A 26506-nucleotide genomic window follows, 5' to 3' on the forward strand; every position below is an offset into this window, starting at 1 on the left:
TTAGCTTAAAGTCATAAAAAAGGGGAATGGATTTTTATCCGTTCCCTTTTTTTATGTTTGTAATAAAACAACAAAACTTAATGGGATTATTACTCAGTTACCTGAAAAGCCATAAATGGATTGTGGCTTTGGCGTTATTGCTTGCAGGTTTAAATATTGGCTTTTCTTTGATGGATCCGCTTATTACCGGAAAAATTTTAGATCGCTTCATCAATAAAAAAGACACGTTAACCTATGCTCAATATCTTTGGGGTTCAATAGGCTTAATCGGCCTTGCAATCGGGGCAGCCATGGTATCGCGGATTGCCAAAAACTTTCAGGATTATTTTACCAGCGTTATTGTGCAAAAAGTTGGTGCAAAAATGTATGCAGACGGTTTGCAGCACTCGCTAAAATTGCCTTATCAGGTTTTCGAAGATCAGCGCAGTGGCGAAACCCTGGGTATTTTACAGAAAGTACGTTTGGATTCTGAGAAATTTATTACCGCATTCATCAGTATCTTATTCGTAAGTTTAATCGGAATGGTATTCGTGATCGTGTATTCGTTCACGGTAAGTTATAAAGTTACCCTGGTATATTTTTCAGCCATTCCTGTCATTAGCTTCGTCAGCTGGTTTTTGAGTCGAAAGATCAAGACCATCCAGCGGGCTATTGTTGGTGAAACTACTGCTTTGGCTGGTTCTACTACCGAATCGCTCAGAAATATCGAACTGGTAAAGAGTTTAGGGCTGGCCGATCAGGAAATTGAAAGATTGAACAAAACCACCTATAAAATACTTGGTTTGGAACTTAAAAAAGTCAAGTATGTGCGGAGCATGAGCTTTGTACAGGGTACAACCGTAAACCTGGTACGCAGTACCATGGTGTTGGTTTTATTATTGCTGATTTTTGACAACACCATTTCTGCAGGTCAGTATTTAACATTTTTATTTTACTCATTTTTCCTGTTCGGACCATTACAAGAGTTAGGTAATGTAATTTTAGCCTGGAGAGAGGCTGAAGTTTCGCTTGGTAATTTTAAAAAGATTTTAAGTACACCGATAGATAGGAAACCGGAGAATCCGACCGAAATTCAAAAAATTAATGATTTAACCTTTAACGATGTTGGCTTTAAACATCAAACTGCTAACCGCAATGCTTTAGAAAACATTTCTTTCAGCACACATAACGGGCAAACCATTGCTTTTGTTGGCCCATCGGGCTCCGGAAAAACAACTCTTGTAAAACTATTGGTTGGTCTTTATCCGCCAAAACAGGGTGAAATTTTATACAATGGCATTTCCAGCAAGAAAATTGATTTAGATGCCCTGCGTGAAAAGATCGGTTTTGTGACCCAGGATACACAGCTGTTTTCGGGTACGATCAGAGAAAACCTGCTGTTTGTAAATCCTACGGCAACTGATGAGGAATGTTATAAAGTATTAAACCAGGCTGCTTGTCAAACTTTATTGGCCCGTGCAGACAAAGGGCTGGATTCAATCATTGGTGAAGGTGGTGTAAAGGTTTCAGGCGGGGAGAAACAGCGTTTATCTATAGCCCGTGCTTTATTGCGCCAGCCGGATATCCTCGTTTTTGATGAGGCTACATCTTCGCTCGATTCGATTACGGAAGAAGAAATTACCAAAACCATCCGCTCAGTATCAGACTTAACTGATCACATTACAATCTTAATTGCGCACCGCTTATCAACTATTAAACATGCCGATCAGATTTACGTACTGGAAAAAGGCCATATTATTGAGCAGGGCAAGCATGAAGAGCTAATTGCACAAAATGGCTTGTACCAGGCCATGTGGCGCCAACAAATTGGCGAGCGGATTGTTGAAGCTTAAGTAATTAAATTCAATCGGATGTTATTAGCAGAAATCAACAGCAATCAGGTGGCCCTTTTCGTGATTATACCGGCCGTTTTATGGCTGGCCTTAATCTTGATCGCCCTTTATCATATCTCCAGAAACAGTTCGATGGGTTTTAGTGTAAAGGTATTGTGGTTTATCATTATCCTGCTGGCACCTTTCCTTGGTTCTATTATTTACCTCATGTGGGGTAAAAATAAGAAGTTTTAACTTGTGAAGTTGTCAACTTTCTAGCGCTATTAGCTGTTCAAGTTGACAACTTTTTAAATAAATATTACCCAATGGTTTATTTGAACACCTGGCCTGTTAACCATTAATAGCAGCAAAAGCACAATTGCACTAAACCTGACTGTACGGAAATACTTTTTGTTGCACTGAATTAAGCCGATCAACACCTTTAACAAAAAGATTTGAGGAAAGGCAGGGCCTCCGAAAAATTTTGCATACTACTGCTTTCCTGTCTATAAAGAGAACTACGTGTATTAACCGGTCTTAGCCGTTTGCGCATTGATATACTGTAAACTTAGTTTGGTTAACGATCTTGTTTTTAACCAGGTAATGCCAGCAATGGCAATTGTCATGCTTCCTCCAAACACAACCGCAGGAACCAGGTTCATCAGTTTAGCCGTTAAACCCGACTCAAACTCTCCAATCTCATTTGACGAACCAATAAACATACTGTTTACAGCCGAAACCCTGCCCCGCATCTCATCTGGAGTAAGTAACTGCATAATGGTTTGCCTGATGATGACACTTACACTATCAAACGATCCCTCCAGGAAAAGAAAGAATAAGGTGAGGTAGAAGTTTTTAGATAAACCATAGCAAATAATGCTGAGGCCGAAGCCAGTTACTGCAATTAACAAGTTACGCCAGGGTTTGCCCATTGGTGAAAAACGGGTCATGGCCAGCATCGTAACTACAGCCCCTGAAGATGCCGCACCGCGCATCATGCCCAATCCGAAAGATCCCAAATGAAAAACATCTTTGGCAAACATGGGCAGTAAGGCTACAGCGCCACCAAAAAACACCGAGAACAGATCTAAGCTCATGGCCCAAACCATCATTTTCGTTTTAAAAACAAATTGGATGCCTTCTTTTAAACTATGAAATATATTCTGCGTAGGCACATAAGTGGCTGGATGCTTTTTGAAGGTAAATATGCAGATCAACGATACCGTAACAAGGGCCACAATGACACTATAGGCTGCTGTAATTCCCCATAACCAATTTACCAAACCACCAAGCAATGGACCAATAATGGTAGCCAGTTGCCAGCTGCTGCTGTTCCAAGTACTGGAGTTTGGATATAATTCTTTAGGTACGATCTTCGCCATTAATGAAAACGTCGCCGGACCAAAAAATCCCCTGGCCAGGCCAATGCAGAAAACCAAGCCATACATGATCAACACGATAAGGTCTTCCCGGAGATGAAAATATTTACTGGTAATAATCAGCATTAAAACCGATGCCAGCCAAACACCTGAAAATATTTTGATCAGCAAACCACGTTTTTCACTTTTATCGGCAATATAACCACCGTATAATGCGATCCCAATGGCTGGAATAGCTTCGCATAATCCAACCAGACCGAGTTTCAGCGGATCATGTGTTAAATCGTAAATGTGGTAGCCAATAACAACGGCCTGCATTTGATAAGCAAGTGTAAAAAAGAATCGCATGCCTAAAAATGATCTAAATTCCTTATAACGCAAGGCTGCGAACGGGTCTGGTTTTACAATAACGGGGTTAGGGCCTGAATCTGCCATGGAAAAAAAATATTTGCAAAACTAAGCTTTGAAAAATCAATACACGAATAGAAAAAGCTCAACCTTAATTATTTAAATTAAAAATTAAGATAACTGATTAACAACCCAAAGCTTTAAGCATAAAAAAACCCGATAGATAATTATCCATCGGGTTATATAGCATGGCCAGTTTAATAGCCAGGATTTTGTTCAAGTAAATTATTTTTATTCACTTCATCTCGGCTAAATGGCCTGAAGTAAAGCTTATTGTCCCAGCTTCTGTTTTCCTGCGCATTTTCCTCAACCGGAGTATAAGTATAATCGTATACGGTTGGATCATAATGATAAGGCGATGTCATACTTTTACCAGACTTAAACTTACCGGTTACTTTAATATAAGTAACTTTTCTACCTAAAGTTTCACTAGCAATTAACCACCTGCGTGCATCATGATAACGTTGTTCCTCATAAGCCATTTCTATACGGCGCTCATGGCGGTAAACAGCTCTAAGTCCAGCCTGATCGGTAGCGGTTACCGCAGGCATGCCTGCTCTGAAACGGATTTTATTTAACCAATTTGTTGCATTACTAAGTTCTCCTAACTCGATACTGGCTTCAATATAATTAAACACCGCTTCTGTATACCTAAAGAAAGGCCATGGTACATTCTGCGACATAGAAGCATCTACAATCGTTGGATCCGGATCGATAAACTTATGATAGTAATAACCTGTCCAGCTACCGTTCCAGTTCTCAATCGAACTTCCACGCGTATCCAATCCTTTAAAGTCGAACCTGCTGCCTTTATCATCTAACAAATCATAAATACCGGTTTGAATCTGGCTGGCGGGATCCACATTTCCGGAAGCCTTATCACGTGGTTTCCAACCTGCTCCATCATATAAAATGGTAGCATAAAAACGAGGGTCTCTATTTTGGTAAGGATTAGCTTTTTGCGCGGCATTGGCCCAGCTAAACTTACTGCCATCATTCATCTCATAATCATCAACCAATAAACCTATCGGCGTATTACCTGCCCAGTTATGATACCCATTAGGACCATTTTGCTGTGCATGTTTATTATTATTCTGGATAATAAAATAACGGGCAAAAATGAGTTCTGATGCGGCACTTGCATCTATACCAGGAGCTTTACTCCCTCCCCCCATGGCAATGCTTTTGTAATTTAACTGACCATCTGTAGCGGGCACAGAAAGATTTAATTTATAACCTGTACCTAAATCCATTACCGCTTTGGCTGCAGTTTGCGCCAATCTGTAGCGATCAGCCTGGTTACCGCTGGCATAGCTTAAAAAATCTAACTTTTGAGCAGCAATATTGGTAACTTTAGCAGTAAGCTTTGCCCTATCGTGTAAGTCACTGGCCGCATAAATTAATACTCTTGACTTTAATGCCAGTGCAGCAAGTGCTGTAGTACGTCCTTTATCGAGTATTTTCCCAGCTAACAACCTATTGGCTTCATCGCAATCTTTAACGATAAAATTTACACACTCTTCATATGTATTTCTTTTTACTTTATAGTCATCATCTAGCACATAGACTTTTGTGATGAGGGGTATAGCGCCATAATAACGCAATAACTGCTGATAGTAGTAGGCCCTTAAAAAATAAGCTTCGCCTAACAGCTGATCTTTTAACGATTGGCTGCTCAAACCATTATCACCACTAGTAATTTTTTCGATGGTAATATTACATGCTCTGATGCGGGTATACATCTGTTTATATCCCCATGTATCGTCTATCCAACCCAGCGTAGACGGATTGATAGTTGCATTGTTGATCAAATCAATACCACGTGTAGGATGGGTAAATAAAGCTTCATCAGAAACCGAAGCCAACATTTGTTCAGAGAAACCTCCATTACCCAATCCGTTATAGATATCATTAACAAAGGCCTGTGCAGTTGCAGGGTCTTTCCATACTGATTCTGCCGGCACCTGGCTAGGGGAATCTACATTTAAAAAATCTTTTTTACAGGAGACTGCAAAAATCGTTGTGAAAATTAATATGTAGACCTTTATATTTTTATTAATTGTTTTCATATTCTTGGTTGTAATTGATAAATAGCTATACATTAAAACGCGGCTTTAATACCAAAATTGATTACCCTGGCCTGCGGATAATACTGACCGCTTGAATTAGTTGACTCCGGATCCCAAACTTTGATTTTATCAAGGGTAGCCAGATTTAATCCATTTGTATATACCCTTACACTGTTTAAGCCTACTTTTTCAACCCAGCCAGTTGGCAAGGTGTAACCTAATTCCACATTTTTAAGCCTGATGTAATTATTGCTCCGCAACCAATAGGTATTATTCAATGCATTATTGCCATCGGTGTAATAAGTAGCGCCACGGTTAGATAAACGTGGATCTACCGAACTTGGATTCTCAATGCTCCAACGGTTTTTGTAAGACCATTCTAAGAAATTACCAATATCGCCAGATTCTGTAATCCCTACGATCTGCATCCCGCCGGTTGCACCTTGAATCAGCACTGACAAGTCAAATCCTTTGTATTGTAAGTTTAAATTAAAGCCCCCGGTAAAGGTTGGCGTACCATTCTTATCCAGACGTATTTTATCATCTGCGTTGATTTTTCCATCACCGTTAATATCTTTAAACTTCATATCTCCAGGACGTAAATTGCTGGTTAATGCACTATAGTTAATTGTATTGGCATTAATTTCTGCCTGATCCTTAAAAACTCCATCATAATCATACACCAACCACGAATTGGTTACCCTACCAGTTGAACGTTGCCATTCCGGAGCGCCGGGGGTTTCATCCCAGAAAATGATCTTGTTTTTTGCATAACCGCCATTTACGCTTACGCCAAAATCTAAATCACCAATCCGATCATTATAGCTCAATTTGAACTCGAAACCTTTATTATTTACCTTCCCTAAGTTAACAGGAGGTAAACGGTCAGAAATACCTGAGCTTTCAGGTACTGAACTTCCTCTACTAATCAGGATATTAGTACGTTTATTATAGAAATAATCCAATTCAAGCGATAGTTTGTTATTTAAAAATGATGCATCTAAACCTACGTTGGTATTATTGGCAACTTCCCACCCGAAATTGAAGTTAGGTACTTTACCCTCTGTTAGCGTTTTGGTAACCAGATCATTAAAAGTATAAGTTCCAAAGTTCATTAAACTGAGATATTGATATTCTTGAAGAGCATCTCCAAAATAGGCCTCAGCCCCCATCTGCCCGTATGATGCCCTTAGTTTTAGATTGTTGATGAACTTAACATTTTCTTTGAAAAAAGACTCTTCAGATAAACGCCATCCCACAGATACTCCAGGAAAAAAACCAAAACGTCTATCAGTTGGAAAAATATAAGAGCCATCTACCCTCCACAAAAATTCCGCAAGGTATTTTTCTTTATAGTTATACCCAGCCCTTCCAAAGTAGCTTAAACGCGCCCTGTTAAACAAATTGTTCGGATCTCCCGGATTATTACCTAACGATTGTTCTCGTTCATCACCTGCAAGCAGCTCCTGAACAGATGTTGAAATAAAATATCTCCTAAAAGCTGTAAATCCATCATTTGCTACCTTTTCGCGGGTTACACCAGCCATTAAACCAATATTGTGATCACCGATTTTTTTATCATAATTGATCATGCCGGTTAAGTTGATGGCCAATTGACCGCCAGCTGTTTCTCTTAGTCTTGGATCAGTATATTGCGATCTTACTGTACCTGATAATACTGGCGTTACCCCATCAGCTTCAAAAGTTTTTTTGTCCCAATCATAAAGTGTCCATGGCAATTGCCAGTTTTTCTGCCTACCAGAATATTTATCTATTGCAGCAGTTCCCGTTACTTTTAATCCTTCAACACCAGGAATTTTAATTTCGACTTTACCAGTAGTTTGAAAATAATCCCTGATATCCTTATTGTAACCCGTTAAATCTGTAGTAGATACCACCGGGTTATAACCATATTCGATATCTCTTCCAGGTTTACCATTTGGCCATACCGCAATCTCATTCGGGCGCCCTCTCATTAAAAACCTGAAAATATCGCCTGCACCCACGGTTGGGAAATTACGGTCTTCTTCTCTGGCTGTTACCCCTAAAGTTGTGGTAATGTATTTACTCAACTTTGCTTCAAGATTAAAACGCATATCATATTGTTTGTATCCCGTTGCGGAGTTTTTATAATAGCCATCCTGATCAAGATAACCCAAAGAAACGAGGTACTTTACATTTTCACTACCGCCATTGATCTGAACATTATGCCTTTGCTGAGGCGACCAGTTTTGAAAAGTGGTTTTAAACCAATCAGTATTAGGATATCTTAAAGGATCTGATCCATCAGCAAATTTCCTGATCTCATCTGCTTTATAAGCAGCATTAATTGTTTTTCCTCCTGTAGAAGTATAGGAACCCGTAGATTTAAAACTGTTCCATGCGGCAGCCCATTCGTTAGGGTTAATGTCAGAACCGAAGATGTTAAGCTCATTCAGAATTTCGGCATATTGTACCGAATTGGTCATTTTTGGTATCCTGGTAGGCTGTTGCAAGCCATAACTAAAATCGTAAGAAAACTGGGGCTTTCCAGATTTACCCTGCTTGGTGGTAATTAAGATTACCCCATTGGCCGCTTGCGAGCCATAAATAGCAGCGGATGCGTCTTTCAACACTGATACGCTTTCAATATCATTTGGATTTAAGCGCTCGATACCGCCCGCACGGTTGGGTATCCCATCAATTACGATCAATGCATTATTGTTCCCAAGTGAGTTTGTGCCACGAATCCTGATGGTCGACCCATCGTAACCTGGCTCACCACTGCCTTGCAATGCGGTAACACCAGGCAATCGCCCAGCTAATGAGTTGGTTAAATTTACCGATGAAGATTTAGCAAGTTCGGTACCTTTAACAGAAGCAACAGCACCAGATACAACAGCCTTCTTTTGTGTACCATAACCTACTACAACTACTTCAGAAAGATTTTGGTTATTCTCTGATAACTTTACACTAATATTGGTTTGGCCCTTTACCTGAACTTCCTGATCGGCATAACCGATATAGGTAAATACCAAAGTCGCATTTTCAGGAACTTTGATACTGAAGTTCCCAGCGCCATCGGTTACCGTGGTTGCTGTGCCGCCTTTCAACTTCACGCTTACACCTGGAACCGGCCCGTTTGCATCTGTAACTTTTCCCTTCACAATAATATCGTCGAAGGGGATTTTGTAAAAATCAAAAGGTTCCTTTTCATGCAATGATGCTTTGGCAGACATGCTGGCAAGTGGAGAAAAAACAAGACAACCACCGCAAACAAGAAACATGCTACCTCTGGCAAAAGTCCTCAATAGATTTTTTTTCATAGTTTTTCAATTAATTTTGGTTAGATATTGATTGTAATACAATTTAATATTCATGAGTAATCATGAACTGTTCACTTTTGCATTATTAAAGCTTCATTTTTAGTGTAAGCCATTTACATTAATCTTCCAATGGAAAAAATATTGGCGTAGTAAAGCTGATCAATAATCACATAAATCGTGTATAAATCCCCTTATCTGACACACGAACGAATTACTTTATATAAACTACTGGATAACACACCATAATCATTCAGAGTTGACGACTAAACAGTTCATAATTGGTTACACACGCAAGGTAAGGATATTAGCAATTAAAAAAAGGGGGTAAAATAATAATTATAAGGGGCTGACTCGTAAAAAAAATATTACAGAAATTCGTCAGGTAAAACAAATAATACAATATTAGATGTTATTGCAAAGAAGTAAGAATAATAAGTCAATGGTTAAGCTAACTTATTTTATCAAAAGAAATCCCTCTTTCCAGTTTTTGCAGATGTATCTTTAAAGTCGCATGTTGAGGCATCTCTAACTGTGGATCTTCCGAAAAAAGTTCGATTACTGTATTGCGTGCTTCAGATAAAATCACCTGGTCTTTTGCCAGATCGGCAAGCTTTAAGTCCAGCACACCACTTTGCTGCGTTCCGGTAATATCACCGGGGCCACGAAGCTGCAGATCAATTTCAGATATTTCAAATCCATTATTGGTTCTAACCATCGTTTCTAAACGGATTTTGCCTTCCTTACTAAGTTTATTACCACTCATTAAGATACAGAAAGATTGTTCTGCACCACGGCCTACCCTACCGCGTAACTGGTGGAGTTGAGATAGACCAAACCGTTCGGCGTTTTCAATTACCATTACTGAAGCATTAGGTACATTAACACCTACTTCAATTACGGTAGTTGCTACCATAATCTGACTTTTACCATCAATAAACTGCTGCATCTCAAATTGTTTATCTGCATTTGGCATTTGTCCATGCACAATACTCATCTGGTAAGCAGGGCGGGGAAACTGGTAACTTAACTGCTCAATTCCAGCCTCGAGATTTAAAAGATCTAATTTTTCGCTTTCCTTAATCAAAGGGTAAACAATATAAACCTGTCTGCCTTTGGCTATTTCCTGCTTCATAAAACCAAACATCCTGAGCCGTTGGCTTTCAAAAAGGTGTTTTGTTTCAATAGGTTTTCTTCCGGCCGGTAATTCATCGATAATTGAAACGTCAAGATCACCGTATAAGGTCATTGCCAGCGTACGTGGAATCGGAGTAGCAGTCATAACCAGGATATGCGGAGGGATAATATTTTTGCGCCAAAGCTTGGCGCGTTGTTCTACACCAAAGCGGTGCTGTTCATCAATCACAACCAGACCTAAATTTTTAAACTGGACCTTATCTTCAATCAATGCATGTGTTCCAATCAGGATATCGATCTCTCCATTCTCCAACCGATCATGCAAAATGGTACGCTCTTTCTTTTTGGTATTCCCGGTTAGAATAGCAACACGTACCAAATCATCGGTTACAAGCTCAGTAATAGAAGCGTAATGCTGACGAGCTAAAATCTCTGTAGGCGCCATCATACAAGCTTGATAGCCATTATCACTAGCCAAAAGCATACTCATTAATGCAACAGCAGTTTTTCCACTTCCTACATCTCCCTGTACAAGCCGGTTCATCTGAACACCACGCTGTGTATCAATTCTGATTTCTTTAATTACACGTTTTTGAGCATTGGTTAACTCAAAGGGTAAAAATTCCTTATAAAAGCGGTTTACCTTATCACCAACTTTATCGAATGTGGCGCCTTTAAATTTTAACTGGCGTAAATGTTTATTGTGTAAGAGCTGTAACTGGATAAAGAACAGTTCCTCAAACTTAAGACGTCTTTCCGCAGCATTTAAATCCTTTTGATTTTTGGGGAAATGAATATTTAGCAAGGCCAATCTTTTATCGGGTAGCTGGTACTTATCTATAATATATTGCGGTAAATTTTCCGGAACCTGCGGGATAATCTGATCAAGCAGGCCCGCAATTAAACGCTGTAAACCTTTTGAATCAAGATTAAATTTTTTAAGCTTTTCTGTTGAATTATAAACTGGTTGTAGGGTCAGATTACCCCTTCCTACCTGTTTGCGCTGATATAACTCCATCTCAGGGTGTGAGATACTGAAAGTCCCGTTAAAAAAGTTCGGTTTCCCAAATGCTACATATGCGGTACCAACTGCGATGTTTTCATCAACCCATTTTAAACTTTGAAACCAAACCAGTTCCATCATCCCGGTTTCATCTTTAAAAACCGCGACAATACGTTTTGCTCTTTTATCGCCAATCACCTTTTTGCTAATTACCCGACCAATAATCTGGATATACTGCGAATCTGGATTGATCTGATTGATCTTGAAATATTTAGTACGGTCGATATACCTGAATGGATAATGTGCAAGCATATCCTGATAGGTAAACAGGCCAAGATCTTTTTTCAAAACATCAGCACGGCTTGGCCCAACGCCTTTCAAAAACTCAACAGGTGTATCTAATACCGAATTAAACAAAATATTTTACCGTTTCTTGTAACAACAATTTTTAGCAATTGTGCGTTAAAAATAACGATCGATAGCAGCAAAAGCAAATAAGCAGAAAATGGTGTACATCCATTTTCTTTTGAAATTGAAAAACGAGGCTGCAAAAACAACATTTAAATTGATGTAGATTAAAATAATGAGGCAACATTAATTTGAATTTATTACACGTGTTAACGATTTTAGAAATTCAGATGATTTCGTAATCTTTCTCTCATGAATAAACTAATGGCCAAATTAATATGGAAGCGAATATTCTATAATAGAATTTTTTTGTGGCAGGAAATCCCTTATGGCAAAGGTATAGACATTGTTCCCCAGCTGATTTGAAGAACAATGCCTGATATCAAATATACTCTTTTTCTGTCAACTAGCCTATAACAGCAATTACCGAGATTTCCACATTCACATTTTTAGGTAATACTGAAACCTGAACTGTTTCGCGGGCAGGAAAATCAGCAGTAAAGTATTGGCCATAAACCTCATTAACCTGAGCAAAAGTACCCATATCACTTAAAAAAATAGTAGACTTTACCACATGATCAAAAGTTAAGCCAGCCTCAAGCAAAACAGCTTTAAGATTGCGCATTACCTGATGTGTTTCTTCTTCAATATTGCCAATATTCAACTCGCCACTTTCAGGATTAATGGCAACCTGACCTGATACGAATAAAAAGTTCCCGGCCTGTACAGCTTGGCTATATGGTCCAATTGGAGCTGGAGCATTAGTTGTTTTAATAATTTGTTTCATAAATTTAGAGTTATTTGGCAAGCCACTGAATAAGCTTGTAGATGATACCTGCAAGAAAAATTAAGATGGCCAATGCATTGATAAAATGCATAATCCTCAAATTAATATTATTTGGCCGGTTTGGATCTTTTTTTCTAAAGAAGTACATGTACAAACTTAGCTAAAAAGCTTTATACACGAAACTAAAAGGCATAAAAAAAGTCCCGATTTAAATCGGGACTTTCTTAAATTTTATATTGAAATACTAGTTTCTAGCAGTTTCAACACGACGGTTCTGGATACGACCTTCTTCAGTATCGTTAGAAGCAATTGGGTTAGCTTCACCATAACCTTTAGTAGCAACTTGACTAGCGTTAACGCCAGAGTTTACTAAGTATGTTTTAACAGAATTAGCTCTGTCTTTAGATAATTTCATGTTATATGCAGCAGTACCTTCGCTTGAAGCGTAACCGTTTACAGTTACTTTACCACCGTTTTCACGTAACACTGAAGATAATTTATCTAAAGTAGGGTAAGATTCAGTTTTTAAAACTGAAGAGTTGAAATCAAAACCGATTCTTTCGAAACCAGTCACGTTAGAAGCTACTGTATCTGTAGTTGCTTTTGGAAGAGGACAACCTGAACCATCAACAGCAGTACCAGCAGGAGTTCCTGGGCATTTATCGAATTGATCAGCAACACCGTCACCATCAGTATCTTTTTTCAAATCTTCAACAGATTTCTCAACAGCAGAAACACGGTTTTTCAATGCTTCAACTTCCTGACGTAAAGTTGGATCTTTTAACTCATCGTACATAGTAGCTAGTGGGTTAGTCCACTCTAAACTTGGTTTAGCAGAAGAACCTAAAGAGAATTCTAAACCAGCATAACCGTAAGAGAATTTATCTTTAGTAGTACCTTTAGCATAAACTCCATCTAAGTTATCAGCATCAACAAAGTTCATGGTATAACCTAAGTTGAAGTTAACACGCTCAGAAACTTTGAATTTAACACCAGCACCAACTGGAATATAGAAACCTTTTACATAATCTTTAGCATCATGTCTGTCATCAGCAGGACCTACAGCATTACCTTTCCAGTCAATTACCTGACCAGTACCAGTAGTGATTTTTGGTGCATAAGCTAACATACCAGCACCAGCTGTTACGAAGAAACCTACGGCATTTTCACGACGTAGGAAATCAATTGAACCTACGTTTACAACACCGCGTAAATCTACAGCATATTGTAATTGAGTTTCGAAATCTCTAACAGCTGGATTAGTGATACCTTCGTTGTTACCTGAAAGTTTACCACGTGTTCCGTTTAATTCTAAACCGAAAGAGTGACCTAATTGCTTACGGATGTTTAAACCGTAACCTAAATTAGCATCCCATTTGTTAAAATCGTTTGATCCACCGATAGCAACAACTGGCATTAAAACACCACCGTGTACACCGATAGACCAAGTTCTGTACTGGCCTCTACCACCAAATACTTTGACAGCAGAAGAGGTTGCAGGAGCATCCTGAGCGACAGCAAGAGAAGCAACTCCTGTTAATGCCACTAAAGAAAGCGCAACACTTTTCTTTAAAGTAGAATAGTTCATAATCTTTTTTCTTTTTTAAGGGTTAAACAATTTAATTGATTAATTTTTCAGTAATGGCAAAATTAATCAAAATTTTAAATTTTCAAACTTTTATACAAACTCCGTTCCAAACTTCAACAGTCATTAATCATTTTATTACATTTGGCCTTTGCCCACATAAAATACTTTCTCATGAAATACCCTACTATTGATCAGTCATTATTTATCTTAAATCGAAAAAATTTCTGCAACACCTTAAAAAACAATTCAATAGCGATATTTAACTCAAGTGATGAGTTTCCTAGAAGTGGTGATCAGAATTTCGTTTTTAAGCAAAATCCCGATTTATTTTATTTATCAGGGGTTGATCAGGAACAAACAATTTTACTGTTATATCCCGATTGTCCTAATCCTTTGTACAGGGAAGTCCTGTTTTTAAGACAGACAAACGACTACATCAAGGTTTGGGAAGGATATAAGTATACCAAAGAACAGGCAAAAGCTGCTTCAGGCATCCAGTCTGTATATTGGGTGGAAGATTTTGACAACATCTTACACAGCATTGTTAATTATGCGGACAATATTTATTTAAATACCAATGAGAACGACAGGTATGCCCACGAGGTTCCTTATCGGGATATCCGTTTTATCGAAAAGATGAGGTCAAAATACCCATTGCATCATTATGAACGCTCGGCACCGATGATGCGAAATTTACGTGCAGTTAAATCTGATGTTGAGATTGAGCTGATTAAAAAGGCGTCGGCAATAACCCGTGACGCTTTTATCAGGGTATTAAAGTTTACAAAACCTGGTGTTAAAGAATATGAAATTGAAGCGGAGATCATACACGAATTTATCCGTCAGGGTGGAACAGGACACGCCTACACACCCATAATTGCTTCCGGCCATAATGCCAACATCCTGCATTACAATGACAATAATCAGGTTTGTAAAGACGGGGACGTAATACTTTTCGATTTTGGAGCAGAATATGCCAATTATAATGCAGATATGAGCAGGGCCATCCCTGTTAACGGCAGGTTTACAAAAAGACAAAAGGATGTATATAATGCGGTATTGCATGTAATGAAAGAGTCGATCAAATTAATTGGCGAAGGAACAATATGGAATTCTTACCACGAACAGGTTGGTGAAATCATGACAGAACAATTGGTTAACCTTGGCTTAATCTCGTTAGAAGATGTAAAAAACCAAAACGCCAGCTATCCTGCCTATAAAAAATATTTTATGCATGGTAATTCACATCACCTGGGTATCGATGTGCATGACTTTGCAGGAAGATACACCCCTTTTGCCAACGGCAATATCCTTACGGTTGAACCAGGCATTTATATACCAGAAGAGGATTTAGGCATCCGTTTAGAAAATAATATTCTCACCACTGCAAACGGAAATATAGATTTAATGGCTGATATACCATTGGAAGCAGAAGAGATTGAAGATATTATGAACAGTTAGTCAGTTGCGGTTGGCAGTTAACAATTGGCATATTACACTTACAATTAATCATTATTACCAAACTCATCAGCAAAACGATAAATATTAAAATCACCTTGTTTTAAGGCTACCTGAACCTTTTCATGTAGCCTTTTCTTATCAATATACTGCATTTTTTGATGTTGTATAAGCTTCCATGCTTTTTCCGCAAACAAAAAAGATTTTCGGCTTTCATCGAAAACTTCAGCATTGATAATCCATCTACACAATTCGTCTATACCTATATCTTTATCAGCAATGGTTTTTAGGATTGGAATAGCCTTTATGCCCTGATGAACGATTTTTTTCAGGTTATTAGCAAAAGTATCCGCGCCATCCCGATCAGCTTTATTGATTACGAAACAACCAGCAATCTCCATCAAACCCGATTTGATATGCTGAACTTCATCTCCTGATTCGGGCACCAATACAACGATTGTTTTATCTGCCAATCCGGCAATTTCTACTTCCGATTGCCCTACCCCAACAGTTTCAACAATAATCAGATCAAAATCAGCCGCTTTTAAAACATCAACCATTTCTATGGTTTTTGCCGAAATACCGCCCAAAGCGCCACGCGTGGCCAACGAACGGATAAAAACATTTGGATTGTTAAACTGACCAGCCATCCGGATGCGATCGCCCAACAAAGAACCAAAATTAAAGGGTGACGTCGGATCTACCGCCAATATGGCAATGCGTTTCCCTTCAGCAACAAAATGGCTCGTTACTGCATTTACCAGCGTACTTTTTCCTGCGCCCGGCGGCCCTGTAATACCTAAAACAGGAACATCTGTTTTACTATCTAAACTTCTTAAAATCGAATCGGCCGGTTCAATATCGTTTTCAACAAGCGTGAGGGCTCTTGCCAAAACCTTATAGTTTCCCGCCTTTACTTCGCTTAAAATGGATAGATGCGTATTCATCAATAAAACTATCTTTGTACAAATAAACAAAAATTATTAGCTACGAGGTGCCCCAATAATGAAAGTTACCGGTTTTACGTTTTTAAGAAATGCTATTGCTAATGATTATCCTGCAAAAGAAGCTATACTTTCTGTGCTGCCATTGTGTGATGATTTTATTGTAGCGCTAGGAAATTCTACAGACGAAACTTCTGAAATGGTGAGAAGCATTGACCCTAAAATCAGAACAATCGATACCGTTTGGGACGAAAGTATACGTGAAGGCGGGCGTGTCTTTGCCGATGAAACCAATAAGGCTTTAGCTGAAATCAGCGCAGATACCGATTGGATGATTTATATCCAGGGCGATGAAGCTATACATGAAGATTACCTTCCATTGATCAAAAAAGAAATGGAAGCTGAACTGACCAACAGCCATGTGGAGGCCTTACTTTTAAAATATAAACATTTTTATGCTTCTTATGATTATCTGGCCCAATCCAGACGTTGGTACAGAAGAGAAGTTAGGATCATTAAAAACCTGCCTGGAGTACACTCATACCGGGATGCCCAGGGTTTTAGAATCAATAACAGAAAACTTAAGGTTAAACTGATCGATGCATACATTTACCATTACGGCTGGGTGAAACCGCCAAAAGGACTTCAAGGCAAAGTCCGGAATTTTAATCAGTTTTACCAAACAGATGAGTGGATTGAAGAAAACTATCCGGTGCAGGAAACTTACGATATGCACAATGCCGATCGTTTGGTTCATTTCAAAGGCAGCCATCCAAAAGTAATGCAGGCCAGGATCGCAGCCGCAAACTGGAAATTCGACAAAGATCTAACGAAGGAAAATCCTAAAATGAATTTCCGCAGAAGAATTTTACAGAAAATTGAGGATATGACCGGATTGCGCTTATTCGAATACCGCAACTATAAAATCGTGAAATAAGCATCAAATTAAATCTGCTTATATTTGCATCATTAAATTAATTATTAATGAAAAAGCCCAATGTTTTAGTAACCTTTGATTCGATGAAAGATGCCAATTGTGGTTATTTTTCATTTGGAAAGGGATTGGGCGATGCATTGATCAAAGAAAACAAGGGTAAATTTAAGCTTAAGTTTTATCTTTTTAAACGCACTCAATATCTTTTTAATGGCCTGGTTGACATTGTTTATCTATCCAGGTTAGACCGGTTGTTCTTTAAGAAAAAAAATGACTTCGATGTTGTTCATCTCTCCGATCAAACCTGCAGATTAAGACCTGGCAAGGTTGATGCAAAAAAGATAATGACGGTGCATGATATGAACAAAGTTCATTTGAAGTTTAGCAAACCACACAGAATCAAGGTATATTTAAAAAAACTGGGTAAACTTATCTCACAGTGCGATAAAGTGGTATGTATTTCGCAGTTTGTTGCAAATGATGTTATTCATTACTTTCCTGAAGCGAAAGAAAAAGTTAGTGTGATTTATAATGGTGCAGATAAATTGATTCCGGATGAAAAACATCGCCCGGATTTTATACCTCCGAAACCTTTTTTATTTACCATCGGATTATTATCGGTACAGAAGGGATTCCATTTGCTGCCGGCTTTATTAAAAGGGAACAACTTTCATCTTGTCATTTCAGGCAAAGAAACCCCACACAAACAAACGATTTTAGCAGAAGCAGAAAAATATGATTGTTTAGAGCGGGTGCACATTACGGGACCAATTTCAGATGAAGATAAAACGTGGTATTACCAAAATTGTGATGCTTTTTTATTTCCTTCCATTGCTGAAGGCTTCGGCTTACCTATAATTGAGGCGATGCATTTTGGGAAACCTGTATTTCTATCCAAATTTACTTCACTTCCTGAAGTTGGCGGCGATGTTGCCTATTATTTTGACAATTTCGAACCAGAACACATGCAGGAAGTATTCAGAAGCGGAATGAGGGATTTCAATCAAAATAACCGGGCTCAGGAAGCTATCGCCCAGGCTGAAAAATTTTCGTGGGAAATAGCAGCCAATCAATATTTGCATTTGTATCAGGAATGCATGCTAAACAGCGATTCGAATTAATTTCCTTAAAGACCTCCGATTGCTATCCATTCTTACTCAAAGAACTGTAATTTTATTCGCCAATTATCATCATCATAATGATGTACACTAAAAACCGTACATTTGCCTGAACTTTATTATTTTTTTAGGGTTTGGTTTCTGGCCTAAATTCCGTTTTACACATTATTTAATGAAAACTTATTTTCGTTTATTATCATTTGCGAAGCCTATTGAAAAGTTTGCGATACCTTATGTTATTGCGACCCTGCTTTCGATTCTATTTGGAACATTTAACCTGGCATTGTTGTCACCACTATTCGAAACACTTTTAAACGCAAACAAACAGGCTTGCCAAACACCAAGTTTAACAGATAAAGCAGCCTCCTCATTTAGTTTACTAGGAAAGTTAAGAGATTTTGTTAACTATTCAATTAGGGTTAATACCATAGAAAGCACACTGATGTATATTTGCATCATTATCGTTATCTCGGTGTTACTTTCCAATTTGTTCAGATATTTTTCTCAACGTTTCATGGAAGATTTAAGAGTGCATACATTACTCAACTTTAGGAAGCGTGTTTTCAATAATGTGATGAACCTTCATATAGGATATTTTAACAATGAAAGAAAGGGTGATATTATTTCTAAAGTAGCATCCGATGTGCAAGTGGTTCAATTTACAGTTACCAATACTCTTCAGGTTGTTTTTAAAGAACCCGTAACGTTAATTGTATATGTTATTCTTTTATTTAATATATCAGCAAAGCTGACGTTATTCTCTTTATTGGTAATTCCGATTTCAGCATTTATTATCAGCAAAATTGTAAAAAGATTAAAGCAACAAGCAAAAGAATCGCATGAGTCGTTTGCTAAGATGATTGGCTTTTTAGACGAAGCATTGAGTGGAATTAAAATTATTAAAGCCTTTAATGCAACAGAACGAATTAAAAATAAATTTAACCAGGAAAATATATTCTATTCTAACTTAACGCGCAAAATGGTCAGGCGTCAACAGCTAGGCTCGCCGGTTTCTGAATTCCTAGGTGTTTTAATGATTTCAGTTATCGTTTGGTATGGGGGATCATTAATTTTGCATAACGATAAAAACGCACTGGCCGCGTCAGATTTCATCGCTTACATCGCTATTTTTTCTCAGGTAATGCGCCCTGCAAAGGCATTAACGGATTCATTTAGTGGAATACATTCAGGAATAGCAGCAGGTGAAAGGGTCTTAGAACTAATTGACACCAAACCATTACTATTAGATCGATCGAATGCCAGAACGCTTGATGGCTTTAACAATACAATCAGTATTCAAAACATATCCTTCAACTATGGAGAAAAACAAATATTAAACTCAATAAGCTTTGATATAGAGAAAGGCAAAACAGTAGCTCTTGTAGGCCCATCCGGAGGTGGAAAAAGCACTTTGATGGATTTATTGCCACGTTTTCATGATCCAAAATCAGGGAGTATTAAAATTGATGGTTATGACTATAAGGACCTCAATGTTGAAAGCATCCGATCACAAATGGGCATCGTGAACCAGGAATCGTTTTTGTTTAACGATAGCATTTTTAATAATATCGCTTTTGCCAAACCTGATGCTACAGAAGAAGAAGTAATTGCAGCTGCAAAAATTGCGAATGCGCACGATTTTATATTGAATACAGAAAATGGCTATCAAACCAGCGTTGGTGATAGGGGCAATAAACTATCGGGAGGACAAAAACAGCGGGTGTGCATTGCCAGGGCAGTTCTAGCTAACCCTCCAATTATGCTTTTGGATGAGGCTACTTCAGCATTGGATACAGAATCTGAAAAATTGGTGCAGGATGCTTTAAATAATTTAATGAAAAACCGTACCTCAATTGTAATAGCGCACCGCTTAAGTACCATACAACATGCTGATGAGATTGTGGTGATTGATAAAGGTGAGGTTGTAGAAAGTGGAAGCCACATGGAATTGATTAATAAAAATGGTTTATATAGGCGATTAATCGATATGCAAGCCTTTAACGATTAAAGATCGGATGAAGAAAGTGTTATTTTTTATGCCCGATAATCCGTTAAAAAAAAATGCGGGAAACAGAACCAGGGCTTTAAGCATGTTAAGTTATTTTAAATCAAGAAATTTTGAAATTGATTTTGTAAGCGAATATTACACCGGTCGCTGGGATGAAACGGATATTAAAGCCTTTGAGCAATCGGGCTTAGCCAACAATACTTATGTAATAAAAAAAAAGCCTTCTAAAAAAAATATCCTTTATTACCTGCTTTTTTACAAACTCCCAAATTTCTTCTATCAAAATAAGGCCTGGTTTTTTCCTCTCCAGTTTCCCGAGTTAGTTACCCTAAGATTTAAACGGGCCTTTAATAAAGTCCTAAAAAAAAACAATTACGACTATATCTTCATCAACTATGCCAGTTGGGCTACATTGATGGCGCATAACCATTACACTAAAAAGGCGATAAAAGTAATTGATACCCATGATTTTATAACGGCTCAACTTCAAAGGAAAGTTAATATCGGCCAATCTTTTAAAGAAGAGATGAGAAGGATTTCGCTATTTGATATTGCACTGGCTATTTCTGTTGAAGAGCAGTATATTTTTAGCCAGTTCTGTAAAAACAAAGTTGCTTTAGCACCAATGATGCTGGATAGGCCATCAACCATCCATTCAGTTGAGAAAAAAACATTTGATCTGATTTATGTAGCCAGCGATAATATACACAATCAAAAAGCTGCCAATTGGTTTTTTAAGGAGGTATACCCATTGTTGCCCACCGATGTGCAAATATGTGTTATTGGTCAGATTAACGAGCACCTTTCGATAAAGGCATCTAATATTACATCGGTACACTTTGTTGAAGAGCTGTCAGGCTACTACCTTAATGCTAAAGTAGCGCTATGCCCCATGTTAACAGGAACAGGAACTAAGATAAAGGTTGTAGAAGCGCTATCTTACGGCATGCCTGTAGTTTGCAATACAAGAGGAATTGACGGTTTGATTGACAAAACCAATAATGGCTGCCTAGTAAGTGACGATCCGGTTGAATTTAGAAATTGCATTGTGCAACTGTTAACTGAGGAATCGGCATACCAAAAACAATCAGAAAATGCATTAAACACCTTTAATCTTAATTATGAAAAGGAAAGTTGCTATAAAAAACTCGACATCGTTTTCGGGATAGCGAATCCATCTTAAAAATTAAGGACATTTAATACCTTTGGTTATAATACAGGTTAAGCAGTATTCAAGATATCTAGTTGCGATCTGGATTAAACAAAAAGAGCTGTAATAATCTAAATTATAACCTGACTAGAGCTAATCATTTTTATAATAAATGAAGTTGTTAGCAGACAGATAAATACATTTTTTCGAAATTTTATCATGAGTAAGAAGTTATCAATTATAACGATCAATTATAACGATAAGGAAGGGCTACAAAAGACAATTCAAAGCGTGGTAGGTCAAACCTGGCAGGATTTTGAATATATTGTTATTGACGGTGATAGTTCAGATGGAAGTAAAGATGTTCTTCATGCCTATTCTTCTTTTCTTAACTATTCGGTATCTGAACCTGACAGTGGTATATACAATGCGATGAATAAGGGCATTAAGATTTCAACTGGTGATTATTTAATGTTTCTAAATAGTGGGGATTCTTTGATTGACAATACTATTTTAGAAAAATTGAACACTGAATTAAATGGTCAATACGACATTTACTACGGAGATATATTACAAATAGATGGAATAGAACAAGAGATTCGCACTTTTCCCAAAAAATTAAATTTCGCTTTTTTTTATGAACAAAATATTTCGCATCAGGCAAGCTTTATTAAAGCAAAGCTGTTTAAGGATATTTTTTTATATAATGAAAATTTCAGAATTGTATCTGATTGGGAATTTTTCACTTATGCAATCTGTAAACGTGAAGCTTCATATAAACACTTAGATTGTGTAGTCGTGACTTATGACGGAAATGGAATATCTGCGAAGTCAGAAAATCATTTAGAAATCAGTAAAGAAAGGAATGCTTCCTTGAATAAATATTTCCCTGAATTCGTTAACGACTATGAATATCTGAAAGAGATAAAGTTTAAAAAGGCGGAACAATTTATGTATATAAAAAAGTTTCCTATAGCATATAAGATATTGAAAGGCTTTATGAATATCATACTTTTATTTTTACCAAAATTTAATAGAACCTAAATGGAGAGTTCCTGCGTAGTTGTAATACCTATTTATAAGGCAGAACTTTCAGCCTATGAGAAGATCGCTTTGAAACAATGTGGAAAGTTATTGTCTGAATATGATATTGTAATAGTAAAACCAGATAATTTGGAAATATCGAATTTAGAAATAGAATTCTCTTATAGAGAAGTGTCTTTCCCAGGTTTTTATTTTAAGGATGTATATGGGTATAACGATTTAATGCTTTCGGAAACCTTTTACGAGAAATTCCTGGGCTATAGCTATCTACTGATTTACCAATTAGATGCTTTCGTATTTAAGAACGAATTGAAATATTGGTGTAGCTTAGGTTATGACTATATAGGTGCCCCATGGTTGAGAGAAAAAGAATTCCCAACTTTATTTAAAAGGACTAAAGAGAAAATCAGGTCTTATAGGCACAGAAAGTACAATTTACTGGATAAACAGGGTAGACCTGATATTGAGCGACAATTATACAATTATGTGGGCAACGGGGGCTTTTCGCTGAGAAAGGTTGAATCTTTCTATAATGTCTGCATTCAGGAAAAAGAGCTCATACAAAACTATATTGGCCGTAAGAGCAGTGATTATAATGAAGACATGTTCTGGACCATAGAAGTGAATCGAAAGAAAAAGAGAATAAAAATTCCTGATTACAAAGAAGCATTGAACTTTTCAATAGAAACTGCTCCACAAAGAGCAATGGCTTTACTTCAGGGAAATATGCCTTTTGGCTGTCATGCTTGGGATAAAAACGTTCATTTTTGGCAACCTTACTTTAAAGAAGCGGGTTATCAGATTTAACTGCGCCAAATTTCTTTATTTAACATTAAAAATAGACTAAGGTTGTTTTTTAGTCTACTTCGCCAAAATATTTTAAATATTTCTATCTTTTTATACCCGGCTATTTTCATCTGCGTTAGAAAGAATTTAAATGTATGTTTTTCGGCGAAGAAAATTTCCTTTGTTGATAACCTTTCCAGATCTATGGGTAAATCAGCAGCCCATTTTTCATGTAACTTTAATGTTTCCTCTATCCAGGTTTTACTATAATTTCCTTCAGAGAAATGCTCTAATAATACTTGAAAAGTTACAACCGCGCGATGTGTTTGATGCACTTGAAGTGAAAAATCCAGATCATAGCAGTGAAACTTTTTAAATGTTTCCTCATCAAAATTATGGGCTTCAACTATTTTCTTTTTGGTACAGAACCAAACTCCATCTACCACAACAACGCTTGAATATTTTTCATTTTTTAAATTTTCAGAAATGTGTTTTGTTTTGGCCTCATTAAACTTGTAGCGTTGTAGAATATTAATATAATTGATTTTTCTTTCACCGGTACTACAAAACCAACCAGAAGGAACTTTAGTTTTGTAACTACTGCCTGCTATACCAATCAATCCTATTTTCTGATCTTCATTAAAGATATGTGCAACGATAATGCCCCAGTCTTTCGTTTTAATACTAATATCCTCGTGCATATAGCAAAGTAGTTCATAATTGGCGCGCTTTGCCCCTTCATTATAAATTTCACATAATCCCCGTTTGCCATCAGCATTATCAAAACTAATAATTTCGTATTCTACTCCTATAGTTGCGGCAATGTTCTCCTTAATATCAGCAAGCTGATCTTTATCTATCGAGGCTATAATTATTGATATCATAGACCTAATTAATACTGGCTGTTGTTTGTTTACATTTATTAATTTTATTCCAATATTCCTTTATAAATAGGAATTTGCCTTTACTTAAAAATTTCCTCCGCTTTTGTAAAGGAAAGAGTATATTATAGTGATTGAAAAAGAAAAAAAGATTTAAGGTGCGGCTAAAAAAACCTTTTTCACCTAAATACAAATCCATAAGATGATTAATAAATGATTCCTCTCCCTTTAGCGTGAGAAAATTATAAAAATATTGCAACTGGTTCTTAGTTGATTTATAGTCCATTATTTCTAGGGCCGATAGGTCGGAATCAGACAAAAAAACCTCTTTATGTACAACCGAATTTCGATGAATTCTATAATCTGTTGTAACTTCATCAAGATATATAAGCTCGTTATAATAACTCGACACGAATCCAATCCACCAATCGTAATAGCCATGTTCAGGGAAAGGCAATGTTTTTTCCAGAAATATTCTTTTAGCCAAAATGGTATGCCCAGTTACGTAATTATTTATTAGAATAGATTTATAATCAAATTTTTCAATCATAGGTTGTTCTAACAATAACTTCCCTATTGGCTCACCTTTTTCATTTATTAATCTTGAATTTGAAAATATTACTCCTTTATTGCCTATTTCAAGCTGTAGTCTTTCCAACTTATTGCTATACCAGATATCATCCTGATCGCAAATTGAAATATATTCTCCCTTTGAAAGTCTAATAGATTTTTCGAAATTTTTGTTAAAACCTAAGTTCTCTTTATTAAAAAATAATTTTATTGAAGGATAACGCTTTTGGTAGCTTAGTAAAATTGATCTTGTATTATCGGTAGAGTGATCATCTACTATTACAATCTCTATGTTTTTATAGGTCTGAGTTAGCAAACTATTTAATTGATCAATTAAGTACTTTTCACCATTGTACGTACACATCACAATTGATACTAATGGAAAGTTTGAATTATTCATCAGTTACGAAAGTAACAATTTTATTCAAAATTAGCACTTACTTCCTCCTACACATCATCTCTGCTCTCCAAAATGTTAAAACAATTTAGATAACGCCCTTTAGTTATTATTTTTACTGCACATATGCTTACCAACACAAAAGAAAAAGTTAATTACGATTTTATAGATTCATTACGATTTATTGCTATTATCACAATTGTTATTGAGCATAGCTATTTTTGGCCATACTCTATTTATTTTGAAAATCTGGGCGAACAGATAATTCAAACCATAACCATGGATTTATTTAAGTTTGGAACAATAACATTTTATATCCTTGCTGGATTTTTGATTGGTGACAAGCTGAAAACGACATCATCGCTTAATTACCTAAAGCGGCGGTTTGATGGAACCTTCAAACCTTGGTTATTCTGGATAATTATTTTTCTAATCTTGATTTATGCCGATATTGTTGTGATTTATTTTAAAGGAAGTGATGTAGAGGCCTTTAAAAAACCAGTTCATTTTTTCTTAGAAAAGGTGAAGTATATCATCGTTGAAACAAGTTTTTGGTTTATTTTAAACTTTTTAGGGAGCATATCCATTCTTTTAATATTTAGAAAGTATATTTATCAATATTGGGTTGGAACAATGTTGGCAATTTGTTCCCTTTTCTATTCGTTGAACCTTTATCACGAATGGATACCGTCTAGACACACAACAGCCATACTAGGTTTTGTATTTTATTTATGGCTGGGTGTAATTATGCACAAGTATTTTGATGCATTTAATGCTTGGATAAAGAAAGTCAAGGTTTGGTCTCTGGTTATCCTAACAACTATTACATTCGTGCTTTCTTGTATGGAAAGTTTATATATCACAAACTATTCAGTATTAAGGGTTGATCCATACAATACACTTAAGGTGACGAACATCATTTACTCATTAACGGCATTTCTTCTATTATATAAAATTGGTGATGTAAAGTGGATAAAAAATCTAAATCCAAGAAGCTCAACTTACGGTATTCATTTAATTCATTACATTATTATAGTCCAGGTTTTGCCATTGATTTTTATACCTTTAAACATTACTCCAGTAGGAAAATCTTCTTTCGATCTGGTATTAGTCCAATATGGGCGATTCTTATTTACCTATATTGTAAGTTATATTCTGGTTTACGTTATCAATAAAATAGATCGTATAAAGTGGATCGTAGGACAATAATTTATCCTTAGATAAGGATAAATTGATAAATATAAAGCTTACACATATGTTTATTCTTGGTAAAACCGAAACGAGAGTACCTTTAGTAACTCTCGTTTTTGATTTATATAAGACG

20 protein-coding genes are annotated in these 26506 nt (G+C 36.8%); 10 read left to right on the top strand and 10 right to left on the bottom strand.

Annotated features, from left to right (window positions below; translation table 11 throughout):
- Window positions 1-80: 80 nt before the first annotated feature.
- Window positions 81-1832: an ABC transporter ATP-binding protein gene (locus tag ACFE6N_RS00775; RefSeq protein WP_378932792.1), complete on the top strand. Its 1752-nt coding sequence runs from the start codon at window positions 81-83 to the stop codon at window positions 1830-1832.
- Between the two features lie 18 nt (window positions 1833-1850).
- Window positions 1851-2066 carry a PLDc N-terminal domain-containing protein gene (locus ACFE6N_RS00780; RefSeq protein ID WP_134204276.1) on the top strand — a complete coding sequence of 72 codons (216 nt, stop codon included), beginning with the start codon at window positions 1851-1853 and terminating at the stop codon, window positions 2064-2066.
- 272 nt (window positions 2067-2338) lie between these two features.
- Here the strand turns inward: ACFE6N_RS00780 and ACFE6N_RS00785 are convergent, their stop codons facing one another.
- From ACFE6N_RS00785 to ACFE6N_RS00815, 7 genes are all read right to left on the bottom strand, one after another.
- Window positions 2339-3625 carry an MFS transporter gene (locus tag ACFE6N_RS00785; protein WP_378932795.1) on the bottom strand — a complete coding sequence of 429 codons (1287 nt, stop codon included), beginning with the start codon at window positions 3623-3625 and terminating at the stop codon, window positions 2339-2341.
- 170 nt (window positions 3626-3795) lie between these two features.
- The gene (locus ACFE6N_RS00790; RefSeq protein WP_378932798.1) at window positions 3796-5667 is read right to left on the bottom strand and encodes a RagB/SusD family nutrient uptake outer membrane protein; all 1872 of its coding nucleotides are present in this window, start codon (window positions 5665-5667) and stop codon (window positions 3796-3798) included.
- Between the two features lie 32 nt (window positions 5668-5699).
- Entirely contained in the window at window positions 5700-8972 is a 3273-nt protein-coding gene (locus ACFE6N_RS00795; protein WP_378932800.1) for a SusC/RagA family TonB-linked outer membrane protein, read from the bottom strand.
- Between the two features lie 448 nt (window positions 8973-9420).
- Window positions 9421-11526 carry an ATP-dependent DNA helicase RecG gene (recG, locus tag ACFE6N_RS00800; protein ID WP_378932803.1) on the bottom strand — a complete coding sequence of 702 codons (2106 nt, stop codon included), beginning with the start codon at window positions 11524-11526 and terminating at the stop codon, window positions 9421-9423.
- Window positions 11527-11923: 397 nt separating this feature from the next.
- Window positions 11924-12304: a RidA family protein gene (locus tag ACFE6N_RS00805; protein WP_378932806.1), complete on the bottom strand. Its 381-nt coding sequence runs from the start codon at window positions 12302-12304 to the stop codon at window positions 11924-11926.
- A gap of 10 nt (window positions 12305-12314) precedes the next feature.
- On the bottom strand, window positions 12315-12452 hold the full coding sequence (locus tag ACFE6N_RS00810; RefSeq protein WP_317039670.1) for a DUF6728 family protein: 138 nt from the start codon (window positions 12450-12452) through the stop codon (window positions 12315-12317).
- A gap of 96 nt (window positions 12453-12548) precedes the next feature.
- The gene (locus ACFE6N_RS00815) at window positions 12549-13892 is read right to left on the bottom strand and encodes an OmpA family protein (RefSeq protein WP_134204285.1); all 1344 of its coding nucleotides are present in this window, start codon (window positions 13890-13892) and stop codon (window positions 12549-12551) included.
- Window positions 13893-14063: 171 nt separating this feature from the next.
- On the opposite strand from ACFE6N_RS00815, the gene ACFE6N_RS00820 reads away from it, so the two are divergent.
- Window positions 14064-15353 carry an aminopeptidase P family protein gene (locus ACFE6N_RS00820; RefSeq protein ID WP_378932810.1) on the top strand — a complete coding sequence of 430 codons (1290 nt, stop codon included), beginning with the start codon at window positions 14064-14066 and terminating at the stop codon, window positions 15351-15353.
- Window positions 15354-15397: 44 nt separating this feature from the next.
- Here ACFE6N_RS00820 and meaB read toward each other — a convergent pair whose 3' ends face one another.
- Window positions 15398-16297: a methylmalonyl Co-A mutase-associated GTPase MeaB gene (gene meaB, locus ACFE6N_RS00825; RefSeq protein ID WP_378932813.1), complete on the bottom strand. Its 900-nt coding sequence runs from the start codon at window positions 16295-16297 to the stop codon at window positions 15398-15400.
- A 58-nt stretch (window positions 16298-16355) separates the two neighbouring features.
- Here meaB and ACFE6N_RS00830 point away from each other — a divergent pair, with 58 nt between their 5' ends.
- From ACFE6N_RS00830 to ACFE6N_RS00855, 6 genes are all read left to right on the top strand, one after another.
- Complete coding sequence (locus ACFE6N_RS00830; protein WP_378932815.1) at window positions 16356-17231, top strand: glycosyltransferase family 2 protein; 876 nt, start codon at window positions 16356-16358, stop codon at window positions 17229-17231.
- A 47-nt stretch (window positions 17232-17278) separates the two neighbouring features.
- Window positions 17279-18349, top strand: coding sequence for a glycosyltransferase family 4 protein (locus ACFE6N_RS00835; RefSeq protein ID WP_378932818.1), 1071 nt, complete (start codon window positions 17279-17281; stop codon window positions 18347-18349).
- Between the two features lie 169 nt (window positions 18350-18518).
- On the top strand, window positions 18519-20354 hold the full coding sequence (locus ACFE6N_RS00840) for an ABC transporter ATP-binding protein (protein WP_378932821.1): 1836 nt from the start codon (window positions 18519-18521) through the stop codon (window positions 20352-20354).
- A gap of 7 nt (window positions 20355-20361) precedes the next feature.
- Window positions 20362-21537: a glycosyltransferase gene (locus tag ACFE6N_RS00845; RefSeq protein ID WP_378932824.1), complete on the top strand. Its 1176-nt coding sequence runs from the start codon at window positions 20362-20364 to the stop codon at window positions 21535-21537.
- Between the two features lie 186 nt (window positions 21538-21723).
- Window positions 21724-22548, top strand: a complete 825-nt coding sequence (locus tag ACFE6N_RS00850; RefSeq protein ID WP_378932827.1) for a glycosyltransferase family 2 protein — start codon at window positions 21724-21726, stop codon at window positions 22546-22548.
- The gene (locus ACFE6N_RS00855; RefSeq protein WP_378932829.1) at window positions 22549-23355 is read left to right on the top strand and encodes a DUF5672 family protein; all 807 of its coding nucleotides are present in this window, start codon (window positions 22549-22551) and stop codon (window positions 23353-23355) included. It begins immediately after the preceding gene.
- Here the strand turns inward: ACFE6N_RS00855 and ACFE6N_RS00860 are convergent.
- Together ACFE6N_RS00860 and ACFE6N_RS00865 are read right to left on the bottom strand one after the other, a co-directional pair.
- On the bottom strand, window positions 23352-24218 hold the full coding sequence (locus tag ACFE6N_RS00860) for a glycosyltransferase (RefSeq protein WP_378932831.1): 867 nt from the start codon (window positions 24216-24218) through the stop codon (window positions 23352-23354). The genes ACFE6N_RS00855 and ACFE6N_RS00860 overlap by 4 nt on opposite strands.
- 4 nt (window positions 24219-24222) lie before the next feature.
- Window positions 24223-25185, bottom strand: coding sequence for a glycosyltransferase family 2 protein (locus ACFE6N_RS00865; protein WP_378932834.1), 963 nt, complete (start codon window positions 25183-25185; stop codon window positions 24223-24225).
- 123 nt (window positions 25186-25308) lie between these two features.
- Here ACFE6N_RS00865 and ACFE6N_RS00870 point away from each other — a divergent pair, with 123 nt between their 5' ends.
- Window positions 25309-26391 carry an acyltransferase family protein gene (locus ACFE6N_RS00870; RefSeq protein WP_378932837.1) on the top strand — a complete coding sequence of 361 codons (1083 nt, stop codon included), beginning with the start codon at window positions 25309-25311 and terminating at the stop codon, window positions 26389-26391.
- The last annotated feature ends 115 nt before the right edge of the window (window positions 26392-26506 follow it).

This window comes from Pedobacter sp. BG31, from assembly GCF_042464845.1.
Classification (GTDB): domain Bacteria; phylum Bacteroidota; class Bacteroidia; order Sphingobacteriales; family Sphingobacteriaceae; genus Pedobacter; species Pedobacter suwonensis.